Source organism: Prochlorococcus sp. MIT 0603, assembly GCF_000760215.1.
Taxonomy (GTDB): domain Bacteria; phylum Cyanobacteriota; class Cyanobacteriia; order PCC-6307; family Cyanobiaceae; genus Prochlorococcus_E.
In genome coordinates this window covers 240,912-256,746 of record NZ_JNAW01000002.1, presented here as the reverse complement: position 1 = coordinate 256,746, position 15,835 = coordinate 240,912, and the positions used below count along the sequence as shown (strand labels likewise).

The 15,835-nt window shown below is 35.5% G+C and carries 24 protein-coding genes; 11 read left to right on the top strand and 13 right to left on the bottom strand.

The window, feature by feature from the left end; translation table 11 throughout:
* Window positions 1–125 precede the first annotated feature (125 nt).
* Together EV07_RS03165 and EV07_RS10020 are read right to left on the bottom strand one after the other, a co-directional pair.
* Window positions 126–443: a hypothetical protein gene (locus EV07_RS03165; RefSeq protein ID WP_036917271.1), complete on the bottom strand. Its 318-nt coding sequence runs from the start codon at window positions 441–443 to the stop codon at window positions 126–128.
* A 197-nt stretch (window positions 444–640) separates the two neighbouring features.
* A complete protein-coding gene (locus tag EV07_RS10020; RefSeq protein ID WP_036917267.1) occupies window positions 641–922 on the bottom strand; it encodes a hypothetical protein in 282 nt (93 codons plus the stop codon).
* A gap of 328 nt (window positions 923–1,250) precedes the next feature.
* On the opposite strand from EV07_RS10020, the gene EV07_RS10050 reads away from it, so the two are divergent.
* Together EV07_RS10050 and EV07_RS03145 are read left to right on the top strand one after the other, a co-directional pair.
* Window positions 1,251–1,394 carry a hypothetical protein gene (locus EV07_RS10050; RefSeq protein WP_241433990.1) on the top strand — a complete coding sequence of 48 codons (144 nt, stop codon included), beginning with the start codon at window positions 1,251–1,253 and terminating at the stop codon, window positions 1,392–1,394.
* A gap of 626 nt (window positions 1,395–2,020) precedes the next feature.
* Entirely contained in the window at window positions 2,021–3,349 is a 1,329-nt protein-coding gene (locus tag EV07_RS03145) for an amino acid carrier protein (protein ID WP_036918167.1), read from the top strand.
* 333 nt (window positions 3,350–3,682) lie between these two features.
* Here the strand turns inward: EV07_RS03145 and EV07_RS03140 are convergent, their stop codons facing one another.
* On the bottom strand, window positions 3,683–4,078 hold the full coding sequence (locus EV07_RS03140) for a hypothetical protein (RefSeq protein WP_036917264.1): 396 nt from the start codon (window positions 4,076–4,078) through the stop codon (window positions 3,683–3,685).
* Window position 4,079: 1 nt separating this feature from the next.
* Window positions 4,080–4,178 carry a chlorophyll a/b-binding protein gene (locus EV07_RS10180; protein ID WP_152557525.1) on the bottom strand — a complete coding sequence of 33 codons (99 nt, stop codon included), beginning with the start codon at window positions 4,176–4,178 and terminating at the stop codon, window positions 4,080–4,082.
* Window positions 4,179–4,813: 635 nt separating this feature from the next.
* On the opposite strand from EV07_RS10180, the gene EV07_RS09585 reads away from it, so the two are divergent.
* A complete protein-coding gene (locus EV07_RS09585) occupies window positions 4,814–4,957 on the top strand; it encodes a hypothetical protein (protein WP_152557524.1) in 144 nt (47 codons plus the stop codon).
* A gap of 247 nt (window positions 4,958–5,204) precedes the next feature.
* Here EV07_RS09585 and EV07_RS03135 read toward each other — a convergent pair whose 3' ends face one another.
* The 3 genes from EV07_RS03135 to EV07_RS03130 all read right to left on the bottom strand — a co-directional run bounded on the left by EV07_RS03135 (window position 5,205) and on the right by EV07_RS03130 (window position 7,162).
* Window positions 5,205–5,636: a hypothetical protein gene (locus EV07_RS03135; protein WP_036917262.1), complete on the bottom strand. Its 432-nt coding sequence runs from the start codon at window positions 5,634–5,636 to the stop codon at window positions 5,205–5,207.
* A 127-nt stretch (window positions 5,637–5,763) separates the two neighbouring features.
* Window positions 5,764–5,922 carry a hypothetical protein gene (locus EV07_RS09785; RefSeq protein ID WP_193742696.1) on the bottom strand — a complete coding sequence of 53 codons (159 nt, stop codon included), beginning with the start codon at window positions 5,920–5,922 and terminating at the stop codon, window positions 5,764–5,766.
* Window positions 5,923–7,024: 1,102 nt separating this feature from the next.
* The gene (locus EV07_RS03130; protein ID WP_193742695.1) at window positions 7,025–7,162 is read right to left on the bottom strand and encodes a hypothetical protein; all 138 of its coding nucleotides are present in this window, start codon (window positions 7,160–7,162) and stop codon (window positions 7,025–7,027) included.
* A gap of 381 nt (window positions 7,163–7,543) precedes the next feature.
* On the opposite strand from EV07_RS03130, the gene EV07_RS09780 reads away from it, so the two are divergent.
* A complete protein-coding gene (locus EV07_RS09780) occupies window positions 7,544–7,708 on the top strand; it encodes a hypothetical protein (RefSeq protein WP_193742694.1) in 165 nt (54 codons plus the stop codon).
* 89 nt (window positions 7,709–7,797) lie between these two features.
* Here the strand turns inward: EV07_RS09780 and EV07_RS03125 are convergent, their stop codons facing one another.
* From EV07_RS03125 to EV07_RS03115, 3 genes are all read right to left on the bottom strand, one after another.
* Window positions 7,798–8,037, bottom strand: a complete 240-nt coding sequence (locus EV07_RS03125; RefSeq protein ID WP_036917257.1) for a hypothetical protein — start codon at window positions 8,035–8,037, stop codon at window positions 7,798–7,800.
* A gap of 104 nt (window positions 8,038–8,141) precedes the next feature.
* On the bottom strand, window positions 8,142–8,363 hold the full coding sequence (locus tag EV07_RS03120; RefSeq protein ID WP_036917256.1) for a hypothetical protein: 222 nt from the start codon (window positions 8,361–8,363) through the stop codon (window positions 8,142–8,144).
* A gap of 550 nt (window positions 8,364–8,913) precedes the next feature.
* Complete coding sequence (locus EV07_RS03115) at window positions 8,914–9,087, bottom strand: hypothetical protein (protein WP_036917254.1); 174 nt, start codon at window positions 9,085–9,087, stop codon at window positions 8,914–8,916.
* Window positions 9,088–9,489: 402 nt separating this feature from the next.
* Here EV07_RS03115 and EV07_RS03110 point away from each other — a divergent pair, with 402 nt between their 5' ends.
* The 3 genes from EV07_RS03110 (at window position 9,490) to EV07_RS09775 (ending at window position 11,678) form a co-directional block, all read left to right on the top strand.
* The gene (locus EV07_RS03110; protein WP_036917253.1) at window positions 9,490–9,981 is read left to right on the top strand and encodes a hypothetical protein; all 492 of its coding nucleotides are present in this window, start codon (window positions 9,490–9,492) and stop codon (window positions 9,979–9,981) included.
* Window positions 9,982–11,219: 1,238 nt separating this feature from the next.
* Window positions 11,220–11,498: a galactose oxidase gene (locus EV07_RS09355; protein WP_072013311.1), complete on the top strand. Its 279-nt coding sequence runs from the start codon at window positions 11,220–11,222 to the stop codon at window positions 11,496–11,498.
* Between the two features lie 3 nt (window positions 11,499–11,501).
* The gene (locus EV07_RS09775; protein ID WP_193742693.1) at window positions 11,502–11,678 is read left to right on the top strand and encodes a hypothetical protein; all 177 of its coding nucleotides are present in this window, start codon (window positions 11,502–11,504) and stop codon (window positions 11,676–11,678) included.
* Between the two features lie 295 nt (window positions 11,679–11,973).
* Here EV07_RS09775 and EV07_RS10115 read toward each other — a convergent pair whose 3' ends face one another.
* The 3 genes from EV07_RS10115 to EV07_RS09770 form a co-directional block, all read right to left on the bottom strand.
* Window positions 11,974–12,108 (bottom strand): hypothetical protein, encoded by a 135-nt coding sequence (locus tag EV07_RS10115; protein ID WP_275040928.1) that lies wholly within the window; start codon window positions 12,106–12,108, stop codon window positions 11,974–11,976.
* A 195-nt stretch (window positions 12,109–12,303) separates the two neighbouring features.
* Complete coding sequence (locus tag EV07_RS03100; RefSeq protein WP_036917249.1) at window positions 12,304–12,492, bottom strand: hypothetical protein; 189 nt, start codon at window positions 12,490–12,492, stop codon at window positions 12,304–12,306.
* Between the two features lie 216 nt (window positions 12,493–12,708).
* Entirely contained in the window at window positions 12,709–12,846 is a 138-nt protein-coding gene (locus EV07_RS09770; RefSeq protein WP_193742692.1) for a hypothetical protein, read from the bottom strand.
* 340 nt (window positions 12,847–13,186) lie between these two features.
* Here EV07_RS09770 and EV07_RS03095 point away from each other — a divergent pair, with 340 nt between their 5' ends.
* From EV07_RS03095 to EV07_RS03080, 4 genes are all read left to right on the top strand, one after another.
* Complete coding sequence (locus EV07_RS03095) at window positions 13,187–13,537, top strand: hypothetical protein (RefSeq protein ID WP_036917246.1); 351 nt, start codon at window positions 13,187–13,189, stop codon at window positions 13,535–13,537.
* Window positions 13,538–13,702: 165 nt separating this feature from the next.
* Complete coding sequence (locus EV07_RS03090; RefSeq protein WP_036917244.1) at window positions 13,703–13,903, top strand: DUF2905 domain-containing protein; 201 nt, start codon at window positions 13,703–13,705, stop codon at window positions 13,901–13,903.
* Window positions 13,904–14,179: 276 nt separating this feature from the next.
* Complete coding sequence (locus tag EV07_RS03085; protein WP_241433989.1) at window positions 14,180–15,241, top strand: NmrA/HSCARG family protein; 1,062 nt, start codon at window positions 14,180–14,182, stop codon at window positions 15,239–15,241.
* A 247-nt stretch (window positions 15,242–15,488) separates the two neighbouring features.
* The gene (locus tag EV07_RS03080) at window positions 15,489–15,731 is read left to right on the top strand and encodes a hypothetical protein (RefSeq protein WP_036917241.1); all 243 of its coding nucleotides are present in this window, start codon (window positions 15,489–15,491) and stop codon (window positions 15,729–15,731) included.
* The last annotated feature ends 104 nt before the right edge of the window (window positions 15,732–15,835 follow it).

Here is a 15,835-nt window from a genome sequence, read left to right as displayed (position 1 = left end):
GCAAAAAAAATAAGGCTCCTAAAACAGCCAAGGAATAAGTGCCCGGTGGGAGGTTCTGCATAAGTTCTTTTAATTTTTTTTCATCTACCTATTTGCAAAACCGATAGCAATTAAGTAGGCAATAACTACTTCATTGCCTCGTAAGCATCCAAGCCTGCAACAAAAGGGAAAACCTGATCGTCTCCTAAATCAGGATACGCACTGATGTTGTTTGTATCTGTCGGGGCAGCATCAGTTTCTTCAACCACGTCATCATTCTCAAAGGTATTAAGACCAATATCACCCTTACTTGAAATATTAGCGTTAACATCCGCAAAAGTTTCTTCGCTGAAGTTCGGGAGGTCTAAAGCAGGGGAGCTAAATGGTCCTATTAAGATGCTAAAAGCAATCATTGCAAGAGATATAACAAAAAACCATGCCTCTTTAAATATGTTTTTTAACATCAGTTTTACAGAGAAGCTTGATTTAAGTTTAGTGATTCTTCCAGCTATAACAAGAAATGTCCATCCAAAACAGTTACAGATTTACAATGTCAGTAATTCGGGAGAACAAATAGCTAAACGCAAAATATTAAGGCCACAATTTTACAGAGGAATAAAACCCAAAATTCAATGCCTACTTCATAGTCGGCCCTGAACTTCTATCCTCGTTTTTTCAAAGCGAAAATCAATCCCCCAATGAATAAGGGGCCAGAAATTGCTGCCAATCCGATTATTGAAATAAGCTTCAAAGCCTCAAAGCTTTCTATAGCAGGTTGAGTCCCAAAAGGGGTTGCAATTATCAATTGGTACATCATTTTAGAGTTTCTTATAAGAGAGACATTATCAAGGTGATCTGGAATAGTAAAAATTAAAAGGGCAAGGTCCCTGCTTTCAGCAGAAATAATGAAAATGAAACCATATGTAAACTTTTTACTAATCAATTTTAGATTGTAATTTAGTATTTTTTTCTAATTCTTTTCTATTGAAATAGATTTTATCTATTCAGACACATACATAAAAATGCAAAAAGTAGAAGTATTTCTGCGTCTTTAGGTCACTACTGTAAAAGGCTTACAGGTCAATCCTTAAGACAACTATTTACACCTAAGGGTTTCACGACTTTTTAACATTAGCAACCGGAATAAGTGATATTTACCGTATCAACATCTTCGGTATACATCATTTTAGCTTCTGAAAGGTTACGTCAGACTAATAGGGTTCTAATAAATCAAAGGCATCATGTACAACTAAATGATCGAAAATATCTTCATGGAATCATTCGTAAATCCTATGAGAACTGTCTACGTTATCTGTGATAGTCAACTAGAAGAAGTGAAGCTCAAACAGCATAAGGATGAACTTCAGAATGTTGAATCATCTCGTAAGAGTCTTGAGGAAAGCTATCAGAGTTGAGTTAAGGTTCTAGACAAAAGAGAAAGTGAACTAAAAAAGAACTGAAAGCTCTTAACCCAAGAAAATAAAAGTCAATAAAGAGTAATTAATTACACTGTTAGAATAGAAAAGTTAAGCATAAACTATGCTGAGATTACATATTGCTAACTCTGCATAGGTATATTTATTTTTCTCAAGGTATTAAGCTAACCTAGTAAAGCTATACTTACAGTATAATTATTTTGGCTATTAGTTAATAATCAGAATGATTATATTAAATCAAGTGTTCAGTAAGCAGAATCAAAATATTTTTTCTACAATGATATTTAGATAAAAGGTTTAAATATAAGTGACGTTACACCAAACAAATAGACCGAAAAGCTATGAGTGAAAAGGGTCAATAAAATTGAAAATAGAAACTAGAATTATATTAATTGAGACTATCCCCATAATTAAGTCTCAAGAGTTTATTCATAAGTTATTTCAATCAAAAGCACTAGAAGTGTCAGATTGAAATATTTACCTCTGATTTGTTGCAACATTATTAACCATGTGACACTATCAAGGACAGTTTCAAGAAGTTTAAAGTGTTTACTATTTATGAAAATGATTTCCTAATAAATCTTTTTGGTCAAGCTCCAGGGGGAATAGAAAAAGCAATAGAGCTTATAAATAATCCTATAAATAGTTTTGCTTGGGGCTGGCCAACAGTGGTCCTAATAGCCTTAACAGGGATTGTCCTAATGCTGGGGCTGGGCTTTATGCCCCTAGTTCGTCTTCCTTATGGACTAAGGATTTTGCTTAATAACCCTGGTGGGAATCAAGGAGAAGGAGAAATAAGCCCATTTCAAGCATTGATGACATCACTTTCAGCAACGATTGGTACTGGCAATATTGCAGGGGTTGCTGCTGCAATAGCAATTGGCGGACCTGGGGCCATATTTTGGATGTGGTTAATAGCAATTTTTGGAATTGCAACTAAATACGCCGAAGGAGTTTTAGCTGTTCACTTTCGAGAAGTCGACTCTCTAGGTAATCATGTAGGTGGGCCTATGTACTATATAAAAAATGGTCTTGGCAATAAATGGACTTGGTTAGGTTCTTTATTTGCATTATTTGGCATGTTAGCCGGTTTTGGAATTGGTAATGGGGTTCAATGTTTTGAAGTATCTAGTGCACTTGCATTAGCAGGAGTTCCAAAACTCTTAACCGGAGTAATTTTAGGCATTCTTGTGTTTTCAGTAATTATTGGTGGTGTTAAGCGTATAGCCCAAGCAGCATCTGCGATTGTTCCTTCTATGGCGCTTTTATATGTATTGGCTTGTTTAATCATTATCCTTAGTAATTTCTCGGAAATTCCATCAGCCTTTTCAACTATCTTTTCAAATGCTTTTACAGGGAAAGCTGCTGCTAGCGGAACATTTGCTCAGGTTGTTCTTATGGGCTTTAAAAGGGGAATATTTTCCAACGAAGCAGGTCTAGGGAGTGCTCCAATAGCACATGCATCTGCAAAAACAAATGATCCTGTTAGACAAGGCACTATTGCAATGTTAGGAACTTTTATTGACACCATTATTATTTGCACAATGACCGCTTTAGTAATTATTACAACTGGAGCTTATCAATCAAGCAAGTCTGGAGCTGATCTTTCCATCAGTGCATTTAATAGTGGTATACCGGGAACTGGTTGGATAGTACTTGTTGGTCTAGTAGTTTTTGCTTTCACTACTGTCCTTGGATGGAGTTTATATGGTGAACGATGCACTGAATATTTATTTGGAATTAAAGCCATACTTCCTTTTAGATTAATTTGGGTATCTGTTGTAGTAATTGGTTCTGTAGCAGGAGACAGAGGAGTTGTTTGGGCTGTAGCAGATACCTTAAATGGATTAATGGCTATCCCTAATTTAATTGCTCTCTTGCTTCTCTCGAAAACAGTGTTTAGGCTTACTAAAAGCTATCGTTTCATCGATTAATATTCACTGTCATAAGGTTCTCTTGATTTCTTGTCGGGCCTTTACCAACTGACAAAGTTGATAGAGTACAAATGGAATATAATCCTCCTGCTTTTTCAAGGCCCAAAATATTACTTAAAGGCTCTTAAGGTAAGGGGTTACCTATTTTTATGCAAAGAGAGGCCTAATCATCAATCGAAATGAAACGTTTGGACTCTTTGAGATCGTTAGTCCTAAAAGATTAAGGGTTTCAAGTGGAATTTGAACAACCTTGTTTTTCCAAAGATCGTGGGCGCTCAAGGGAAGAGCTGTTTTAGATGTTAAGACCTAAAGCTTAAGCATCAGAAATTACTGCTATTTTTTACCACTTTTTATAAGTTCCTCAATATTAGGCCAAGCAGCAATTAATTCTTTAAGGGCCTTCCTGTTTGGCGTGTATAAAACACAAGAAAAAGAACTAATTATATAAAATAGACACCACCAACTATTTACAGCGTTAATTAGAACGAATGTACAAAGAAAGCTGGCTAAAAATACTAGGAAAAGCAATCTATTAATAATCTCAAGCGGTGATTTTCTCAATCTCCTAAAAGGCTTCTTCTGAGATTGTCTTATTTTCGCGACTTCTATTTCATCTTCTATAATCATTTGATTTTCTAGCTCTAAGGTATCAATTGATTTTCCTAAATTTTCTATTTGTTCGTCAGTAAAATCATCTAAGGGTTCCGTTTCATTAATGTTGGGACCCATATTAAAAATAGCTCTTAGCTATTAACAAAACAATGATTATCAACATGGCAATACGACCATGGATGATCTCAGATCTAGACATGCGCGCGAAGGTGGACATAATGAACCTTGCTGCTTTAACAAGTTATATCGGACAGCTTGCGTAATGCCAAGAGCTTCAAAATAATTAATCTTCGAGTAAAATAAAATCCGTTTAAATCACCATAGAATTTAGATTTCGCATTTAAGATCTCAGGTGCTCTTCTGAAGGATCATAAAAAGATTTCTAAGTATGGCTCTCGAGCAACCTATGTATGCGTTGCCAATCTTTCAATGATTCAAGTCATAACCAACAATCTCTTCATTCGCTTTACATCACCTAAAAGAGCAAATAAAGCGTTATAGATATGAGCATATCTCCTATCATAAGATCTTAGGCATAAATTTACCTCATTTTTTCTCATGAATTTACTATGAATGCAACTCAAAGCCATAAGTCTAATATTGATAGCAATCACAAAAACAACGAAATAATGATGAAGAGATTAATCTTTTTATTTCGAACTAAGTCAAGAAGGTAAACTTCTTATATCTTTCCCCGGTTACCTGAAGATATGCAGAAGCTAAAGTGACCCTAAATTAATTAAGTCAAGCTTTTTCCATGTTAGATTAATGGGATGATTATTATAGTTACTAGTCTTATTCAATAGTATCTTGTATGATTTTTGAATTTCAACTCTTGCATTAAGAAAGTTTATGAATCCCAAAAAGCAACATGCCAAACTCCTAAAGTTACAAACTCAAGCTGAGATTTGCCTCTCAAGAGAAGAGGCAAAGAAAATTATTCGCAAAGCTGATAAAGCAAATACAAGACTATCTTCTGAAGATATAAAAAGTTGATATATAGTTTATAATGATTTAAATAAACTTGTAAGAACATACAAGTTTATTTAAATCATTAAAAGTAATACCATCAAAAGAGTTATTACCTTGAATTATTAGATGATGTTTTCTGTTGACTATATCGATTCAGAAGAATATCTAATTGACATAAGGAATAATTACATTATTCAGTGAAGCAATGAAAGGCGAACTAAGTTAGATGGATGATATATATCTTAGGAAGGATTAATTCAATTGGGTGTTATTATTCTAATACATCTATAATGCCTTCTGTTATATATCTTGCCATTGGCATTATGTGCTTATCTACTTCTCTTTTAGGGATATTCCATTTTGCTGATAGTTTATATGATAGTTTCTTATCTTCTAAGAAAGCAATCATTGAATTTGCTAAATGAATAGGAAGATCACAATTTTTCTCTTTTGCCAAAGTATCCCATTCTTCTTTCGTTATTTGACCTATAAATTTTATATTTTTGGAATTTACATACTTAAATAATTCCTCTATGCCAATATATAGATAGATTTGACCTAATTGGTGTAAAAAGCTTTCTGCCTTATCTCCTTCTTTGAAATCAATTAAAATAGAATCTAGCAAATCTTTCTTAGTTTCATCTCCTTGCTTTATTGAATTGAGGATTTTGTAAACCTCGCTAAACTCAAGTTCAGTTGTCATATTGAGTTAACTAGTTAATACAGATAAGTCAAAGCTGAATTTTATCAATAAAAATACAATGCTAGTAGAGCTGGTTATTAAAAAATATCCAAACTTATTGTTTCTCTACTTACTAAGTAGCAAAAAGTCATGCAGCTTTTATATCGCTTTTATCTTGATCCACCATCTCTGAAACTATTTGAACTGCTCTTAGGTTAACTCTATCTTGATACTTCCTTCCTATAGATCTAGCTGCTCCATCTAAAAAACAATCGTCAATAATGGCATCAAATTCTGTTGTAGACATTAGAAAAAAGCAATTAAACAAGGCTAACTTTCATAGGAAATGATTCAAGTCAGTCTTTACACCTATTTTCTAGGTCGCATTTCATCTCTAGGGCTCGTTTTAGTGACTAAAATCTTTAGTGGCACCAGGACATCTTGAAAATTTTATGATTCTGAAGCCTCAGCTCAGCATAAACTATTGAAAAACTCATCAATAAAATAGGTAGAAGACCTCTCTCTTTAACTGCAATGCAACAGATTAATTCCTAAGCTTGTTCGCCCTATGAGAAGTAATTCGCCATAAACCCTTTTCAGGCTGTGTGCTTCGATAAAGAATATAAATAGCAATCAAAATAAGTGTTAGGCCTTCAAGTTCAATAAAATAAAGCATTATTTAAATGTCTTTATTTATTTCTAGCTAGAGGTTCTTCTTTATCAAGTGCATTGAAGGGTACATCAATAATTAGTTTCTGAAAAGAATTCATTCTTGCTTGCTTGCTAAAACCATAATGGGATCATAGAAGAGGAATAACTAAGGCATCTGCAATAACCGCTTTCCAAGCATGAAGAAGGGGGGCGTATTTCGATGCCCCCCTTTGAGTCCAGCTCTTATTGTTTCCTTCTATGAGCTTGGACTCACATTTATATGTTAAAGACAAGAAGATTCCACGATAAGAGTAAAAACACCTGCTTTTCAGTTGGAAACACAAAAGACATCCCTATCCAAGTATTTCAACTCCACTTAAAGCTAGTTTAATATTAATCCATAAGCTACTAGGAGCTTAGTATTCCTGCTTTTTAAAAACTTACCAAGTCGCATTTATCATTTATAAATCTATTACGCCTAGTACTCATATATGCAACCAAAATTCCCTTAGCAAAATCAATGGGAGATGGTCTTCACAGATCTATCGGGCAAGAACGAGAAGACTTAAGAAAGATCACAAGCTTCTATTGCTTTTAGTTAAATATTAGCAACAAAAGTATGTAGTTAATCAAAATATTTTAAAGAAGAACCCTATAACAGTGCCATATATTCACAGACATTTTATGTGCTGAAAGATCAAACTACACCTATCTTCATAGCACTTTTAACTTTCCTCACAATTGCATCATCGATGTCATTATCTGTTTGAGAAGCAAGCCATTCCAAAGCGGAGACGATCCAAGCCTTCATTTGTTTCTTGAAAAACTTTTTTAGAATCAAGAACAGCATTGGCTTGAAGAGCAAAAACAAAAAGCCTGTCATAAAAAAAAATCATTAGGAAAGATAGGAAAAGCAAGAAAGCCGTCTATTTATAAGCGGTTGTTTTTTAATCAAAGAGTCGACTGCCAACCACTAATAATTCTAAGAGGAGAGGGCTAGATCGTACAAAGCTTACCCTCACAGCAATTAACAAATTTCACTAGATTAAACCAATACATATCTTTCCCTAATGATTGGTATAGCTATACTTCTTCTTGCTTTTCTAGGGATTCAAATCTATATAGCCCTACAAATTTTTAGAAACAAACGAAATGAACCTTTAATCTTTAATGCTACGACGAAATTTTATATCCATCAAAAGATGTTGAAGCACTTTGGATGGATTCATACAAGAAAGGATTAATGCTTAAATAAATGCCCACGTAAACTCTTAGTTATGGATTGGAAGTCTGCTCGAAAACATTGCTCAGAACGCAATTGGCAATGGTCTTTGGAGCTAATAGATCAAGCTGAAAAGGAAATGAAAGATCTGGAAAATAAACTCAAGAAGTGCGAAGATCAGCAAAAGGCTAATCGTTTATATACTGCCTGTAATTATTAGCCTAAAAAATACCAAGCGGTTTATAAAAGCTCGCCTTATATTTTTAGCCCAAAAGCACTATCACAAGATTGCAGAAAATTATTAGACGCTTATCTATAAGGTGCCGACATTTCAGCGTCAGTCTCATCCCATGGATCTGCAATATCCAAATGGTCAGGAATTTCATTAAGGTCTCTCTTGAGTGCAAGAGTTTTCCATTCACACCACATATCACAAAGCATTAGTGTCTGACTTTGGCTGCATGGTCCATCCTCAAGTAGCTTTACTTGGAAAGGCTTTAGTGTAGGTTTCCATTTCTTGAACTCTTCTTTCCAGTTTTCATCGTTCATACAGTGACCTCTCCGTTTTTCTAATCATCCTGTAAATAAGAGCCAAGGCAAGTCTCGCAGGTGCTGTCATCTTTTTAAATAATGCAATTTTTGGGATTATTCCATCATTTCCGATTCTTCTTAGGATAAAGCCTCGCTATCTTTTTTAATTGTGCTTCTTTGGCGACTTTCTTTCTCTTTCGATCGGCATTAGATTCGTCATTTTGATTAACGTTTATAAAAACAAATAAGGTCGTAGCAGTGAACAGGCCGCCAATTACCAAAATCAATATTCCCAAAGGTTGACTCGGAGCCAAAAATTCATATCCAAGAGAATTGCCTGCCATGAATTATTTATATAAAAATCTGAGAAAAGCATACAAAAAGCTTACTAAAGAAGTGTTATGAGAGTGTGATTTTTTTTACTCGCTGTAATTGCATAAAAGAATAAAGTCTTAAACATTTCAAACCATCATGATCAAAGCAGAAGATTACTTGTGGTATCCGTTCCAAAAATATCTAAAAGAATGCGCCAAAAAAAACAGGAGGGAAGTATTAATGATTTTCTGATCTCAAAGGGCAAGATCGTTGTATTCAAAAAACCCCTTAAAAACCTACCTCTTGACGTTATATATGATTGAGGAGGCAATAGGCCAACCCCAAAAGCTCGGTAGAGGACACTACTAATTCAAGCCTAGGGAGAGTGACTTAAGAGAAATACATAAAGACTGGCCCCAAACTGGTCAATATGATTTTGGCTTCTACAAACTTCTTTTATTTATTGTCAAAAGATTTCTAAATGAAATGGAATAAGCAACAGTAAATAAAGAAGAGAGCTTCACTTAGGAGGGATGCTGCTATGCCAAGAAATATGAACTATCTGACTTACATCTTCCTTTATCCAACACCTGGGATATCAAAGGGGAGCTTGTCCTCCAAAGCTATTAAGTAATGCTGAACCATTGGGATACGCAACAAGGCTAGAGGAAGGACAATATTCAACAGGATCCAAGCCCCACCAATTATGGGGGCCCACTTCCCAAATTTTTTGAGAAAACCTTTTTGCTCCATTTCGGCTACCGTAACTTCAAAAGGGTTAGGCTATATATCCTATATCCTTTCTAGTTATTGCTTATAGTTTGAGTAAAAAAAGTAATGGCCATATGCTAGACCGATAATTCGTAGGGATACCCACCAATGCAATAGAGGTTAAAGGCAAGAAGGAAGAAGGTGGCTAGGAGCTCTAAAAAGTCATTTAGTCTTTCCAAGGCAATATTTTTTGCGATGGGAGCTCTCACAGGTCAAATTTCAGCTGAATTCAACTGCCAAAAAGTTGCTTGGTATTAGTTGTAGGAAGGTTCATTTTCCGTACAATTAGTTGTTCATAGAGCATCCATATAACAGATATTCAGTCTTCGATTTGATATTGATACCCTATTTATGGTAGAGGTTAATATACATAGTTAACTACTCATGTCTCAACTAACTATAAAGATTTCTGCAAAAGCAGAAGCCATGATTGCCCAACTTCAGAAAGAGATATTTAATCGTAGACGCAAGAAAATCACTGCACAAGGTGTAGTTGAGTCTCTTGTTGAAAGCGGAGCTAAGTCTCAATCTGACAAGCGTTATGCTTCTTCTTGGAAGAACCTAATCAAAGATATTGAAAAAGCTGCTAAGCAATCAGAAGCGCATGGCAATAAGCCAGCGAATATCTCAGCAGAAGAGTGGGCGATGCTCCTTGCACACCGCACACGTAAAGGGGCTCCAGCCAAGAAATCTACACCTAAGAAAACTGCTGCAAAAAAAGCAGCAAAAAAAACAGTAGCTAAAAAAGCCGCGGCTAAGAAGCCTGCAGCTGCAAAGGTTGTAGCAAAGAAAGCGACCTCAGCAACAACAACCAAACCAAGAAAAGCCAGACGCGCAAAAAGAGCACCTGCAAAAACTGCTGCTAAGCTTGCTTAAAGTACATTTGTTCTGAGATCATTAATCTTGTTGATCTTCTTAAAGCCACTCTCAGCGAGTGGCTTTTTCATGGAATCTAAAAGTAAATCAGGTTTATTAAATAACAATATTTTGAAATTGGTAGTATAAGGGAATCAATCAATCAGTGCAGTGGGAGAAGCTAAAAGACGAAAAGAGCAAGGATTGGCTCCTAAAGCAGCAAAGAAAAGATCCAAACCTGATTCAATAAGTCTTTTAGTCAAATATCCGGCACTGCCTTACCTAATAATCGGAATCATCCTGATTTATTTGGTTTACGATTTGATTAAATACTATAAATAGCAATAAGACGAGGTGTTTCTTTTTAAATCTGGATGGGGTTTATGTATTTAGTTTTGCATCGAAAAGAATAGGATCTAGTCAAAAAAATTCAATGCGGCCGATCAAGAGATTAATGCTCCCTAGGATAGCCACGATCTCATCTACTTATTGAATAGATTGAAAATTCTACGCCATTACCTAACTAGTTAGGTATTACAAATTTAAAGATGAACCAGAAGAGTTTATAGCCATACGTTTACTACTTGTAATCTGTGACATAATCTAATTTTGCATTGACGTTAGCAATTCTGTTTTTGTTAAAGCCATGAATCCAATTTGATTCATGGCTGCGAGCCACCTAAAAAGCTGCAAAAGCTCTAACGAAAAAGTGATTTTCTAAAATGAATTCTTAGCTATAGACTATCTCTTACCAAAGCATAGATAGCTGATCTTTTACACGCCTAAGCTCTATTGAGTAAATAGAGCTTAGGCGTGTAAAAGATCAATTTTAAATTATGTAGTGAATGACAGTCAGCTTCAGTTTTATATAGGCGCTTTTAAATCGAGTTAGCATTCTTATAAAGCTCTGTGGTTTCCCTTCTGCCTAAAGCCTGATCTGCCTGAAGCATTATGTCTGCGTAATTTTTCTTTAATTGTGTTCTGGTCATTATGACTCCTTTTGGATTGATTTGTTTGTTAATGATTTGGACTTACCAATATCACTGCTACTTGAGAGTTATGTCCCTAGCTGATCTCGTCTTAGATTGCAAAAACCTAACATATACTTAGCGAAGAAAGGGTGTTGACAATACCCGGCCGTCCTGATTAGTATATACGTACTACTACAGACGAGACATGGCTTCAATCTCCTCACCTTATGCAGTATTCCGTGCATCTGATTGGAGTCCTGTAGTAGCACAACCTATTGGCCTAAAACAATGCTTAAGAGTTCAGCCCAAAAAGTTCTACCCAAAAAGCGATATGAAGCAGAGGGTTGGGACTATCTCGAAGAAGGGACTCTCAAGTTGTCACGTTCAGCTTGCGTTTGCATGACATGTGTTCATTTTCGCTATTCATGCAATACACGTTGTCACACACTACTTACTTGTCGTGCTCATACTCGACTTATTCCACAAGGAGCTCACTTAACAAGTAAATGTCCTCTATGGCATAAAAACTATGAGGATAAATTTGGTTTCTGTCCTGAGGCTGCCTAACAAATGACAAAAGATCAACTTGCTCTCAAAATATCCATAGCAATGCATAAGCCTCCTAAGGGGCGCATAGAGACCTTAAATGCTTACTTCAATACATACAAATGTTTGAGTAATTATTTTCAAGAACTTTCTTTAGAAGATATAGCTGGGATTGCAAGTAGCTACGGAGTCAAGCTCTAGCTAAACTTATATCAAATAAACCTTTCAAAGATGGCAAGAGTTCTCGCTATTGCATTGATTCTTGGAACAGCTATTTACTACATAATTACTATCAATAGCCTTGGTTAAACTTTTCCATGAAATGGCAGAGTGAGCGTAACCTATTTAGCAACGGCCTCTCCCTCCAATCGGAGCTTAAGATAGGAACCCCAGAAGCCTACGAAGGCTTAACGCGTCATTATAAGAATTTATTTTGATAAATAGCTTTGATTCGGTAGCACAATATTCTTTTCAGGAAACCTTAATAAGCATTTCATTAATCAAGAAACATCCCATCTGTAGATATATGCCGCCTTGTTTCAGATGAAGGGTAATTCTCGTAATAGAGAATCATTCCTCCAGCAAAAGCCAAAATTACAATAGTAGAAATTATTAAAGGCTTTTTTTTCACGCTAAATCTTCAATCAAACCATTAGAGACGTGGGGTCTATAAAACCTCCTATCACTCCAATCATCATCACAAAAGCTGCAATAACAATTAAGACAACAGGCCATAGAAACTTGAGTTGAAGCCGATCCATAATGAAAGTCTTTATTTAAATTATGCACAATTAAAATCAACCTTTCTTTTTGCTTAATTCATTTACTAATAGTCGTCTTGAAAAACTTCTGAAGGAAGAGCCCAAACTTCATCATTAATATCACCTCCCAACCACTCCTTGTATTCATAAAACAAGCAACGTCGATCAGAAGGATCTTGGAGTGTTTCCATTCTGGAAACAGCGCTGTTAAGAACTGTCTGCAAGGTCTCTCTTAACTGTTGATCAGCATTCATTAAGAAGGCAAGGAATCTTCTATCTAATACATAGCTATATATCTAAAGCTTGAAATTGGCGCAAATACTCTTTATGTGTATATAAGGACACCAGATAATCTTAAGCTTATTGTATTTTCCATTACATAAAAAAGGCCGCACATAATATGCAGCCTATCTAAATAAAATTAATGAGTTTAAAAAATTACTTCTAGTCAACTCATAAAGGATAGATATCTAGCCAAATAAAGCTGAAGCAACACCTGCAACTGCAATCACGATTCCACCCCATTTTATAACAGGCTGATCTTTGTCATAGGTATTTGAAACAAGGATTGCTGCCAAAAGGATTTCAACAAGGTTTTCATTGATCATGTGATCAGGTCCAAAAAAGTATTGTTTGATACTTTTTAGCAGGAGTTTGATTTCCAGTCTATAAATGTAAAGAATACAGATGATTTTTAATATTTTCGTTTAGGTATATATACCTTATGTTTATCCGCTCAAGGCTTTGATATATATGGAAATCTTTCAAATTCATAATTAGAAGTGTTTGAAAATTGCTAATTTCTCATGAAATTAAATGAAAAGCCTTGTTAAGGAATAACTTATAGAGAAGGAGAAAAAATAATTTTTTGAAACTCTAAATTATGAACGATAGAATTCGAATCCAAGTCCTTAGCGACAAAAAGATTTTTGCCAGCACTATGCATATATGAAACATTTACTACTCCCAATCAATAAGTTTTCTCGCTTTGCTATCAATGTTGGGTTTGCTGCTATTTGGCTTGTTCTTATTAATGTAATTTTCAACCACGAAAATTGGGAAACCTATCAGGCAATTCTCTTCAACAAACTGCCTTTCAAGGGCCTGGTTGCATCATCAATTTTCAGAAGTGGTTTAACTATCAGATTGATAGTCCTCTTAACTCCCATAGCTTTGTTTAGCAAATTCATTTGGTGGGGACGTTTCAAACCCAAGTCAGGAATTGCAAAAAGTCGCGAGGAGGAAGAGGCAGGAAGGAAATGGGACTCTATTGTTGAAGAATTAAGAAATCGAAAGTAACCATGAAGCACCTTCTTTCAAACAAAAGAGCAAGATGGCTCTTTTCAATTGGATTAGTAGCAATTGGAATAGGCTTTGCTTCAAGAGATGTCATCTCATACCCAACTGAGTGCATGCAAGAAAAGGTGACATTGGGTCCAAAAACAATAAGGTCCTAATTTATTAATGCAAAAAATTATTATTATTATTGGCTTGTTAATCACTTATATAGGGATACTTTATCCCTATATAAAAAGGATACGTTTAGGACAATTACCAGGGGATATAGCTATAAGAGGAGAAAATTTAACTTTTTACTTCCCAGTGATTACTTGCATTTTAATTAGCTTGATACTGACAGTAATTCTAAATTTAATAAGCAAATAAGAACACACAATTATTTCAGCGAGGCCTCCCCTGATTAATTCCGAAATACGCTCCTGAGCCGAAACCAATCCAAAGGATATGTCCTTAAAAAGCCTCTTTAAAGCAGCCTTCCTAATGATTAACAAATTCATAAATCCTTCTTTCCCTTAGATGATCTCAGAAATCAAATTTTGAGAAAGAACTCTCGACTATATCAACTGCGGAATTCGATCGAAGCCACACTTTAAATAAAAATGGTTTACATTTCGCAATATTAAGCGCGGCTTTTCTTATCAATTGCATTCTTCCTTTCAAGCAAATCTCTCTAAAAGAGGTGTAAACAGATCTAAGGATCTACCTCTAAAAAGGCCTAAGCCTCTAATTGCAGTGACAATGGCAACAAGCAGGCAGGGATCCGCAGTGGTAAATCATTTATCTAGAACTGGCGCATTTCAGATTCGAGCAATTACTCGCACACCATTTAGTAATCGTTCAGTACATTTGGCGAAATTGCCAAATGTTGAAATATGGAATGGTGACCTCCTGGACTATAAAAGCTTGGAAAGATGTTTCTCAGGAGTTTACGGAATATTTGGTAATACCACTCCTACCAAAGGGTGGATTTTAGGCCGAGGAAGTATCGTTCGCGAATATGAGATATCACAAGGAAGAGTTTTAGTCGACGTAATCAAAAAATTAGCCGATTTAGGGACTTTAAAGCACTTTGTTTTTAGCTCAGTTTGCAAACCCAAAGACCCTCTAAAGAATGAACCAGCCCCAGGTCATTTTTCAAGCAAATGGAGTATTGAAGAATATATTTTGCTTAATGGGCTGCAAGAGCTCACAACTATTATCAGACCAGTTAGCTACTTCGAAAATTTCAATAGCAATCTACCTGGGGTAAAGATCTCTGAAAAAGTATTCCCTGGAATAGTTCACAAGGATAAAGTTTGGCAAACCATCGCAGTAGATGATGTAGGGCTGTGGACAAAGGCAGTATTTAAAAATCCACATAGATTTTTGGGAGAGGCAATAAATATCGCTGGAGAAGAGATGACTGGGAGCGAAATGGCAGCTCTTTGGCAAAAAATTAAACGCAATGATTCTCAATCAGCTCGCTATTCCATGATTCCCCGTAGGCTTATAAATCTAATCGAGCACGACATTGGCACTATGGCCAGCTGGATTGAAAGAACTGGGTATGGAGCAAATCTAAAAGAACTAAAAATCATTGCCAAAGAGCTGGATATAACAATGACCTCATTTTCAAAATGGCTACAGGGAAACCATTCTCAAAACATTTCTCCTAAAAGAATGCTTGAGCCTAATTTTGCAGGAAGTGTCTCGCATGTCAGTTAATTCTCCCCAAATAGAGCTCCTACTCGGTTTGGATAGCAAGAAATAAACATAAGAGTCTTACTTAGTGAAAACAGCAGCAGCTTTTGGCCAACTACTATTAGGCCTAGTAACTTGGATATCAACAATAGCTAAAACTTCAACATCAAAAAGAACTTTAGATGACTGAATCCTTTATCAAGCGTTTAGTTAACTTTTATGGGCTCAAATACGCTTAAATTGCCCTAACAAATTTTTCCACTTAGAAAACATGAGTGATTCATTGCAAAAAGCTTTTTATGGAGTGATTGCGCTAGGAGTTTCTTGCATAGCAATCGAACTAATACCAGTATCCAGGCAAGCTGCATACTGGAACCGATGTATCGATAGTACCGTTGGATGGATTAATGAAAAACCAGATTTTAGTATTTGGAGTACTAAAGCCAAAGAATCTCTTGCTGTAGGCATTTGCAATGGAGCAGTTTATGAACCAAAGTTGAAGACTGTTAAATAACAAATGGACAAATGTTATCCAAACAATAAAAGGAAGAGCCTAAAGGCATTAATTCACAATCCAATGGTCAAAAAGTAGTCAGGGCAATAAATTACACCGGAATA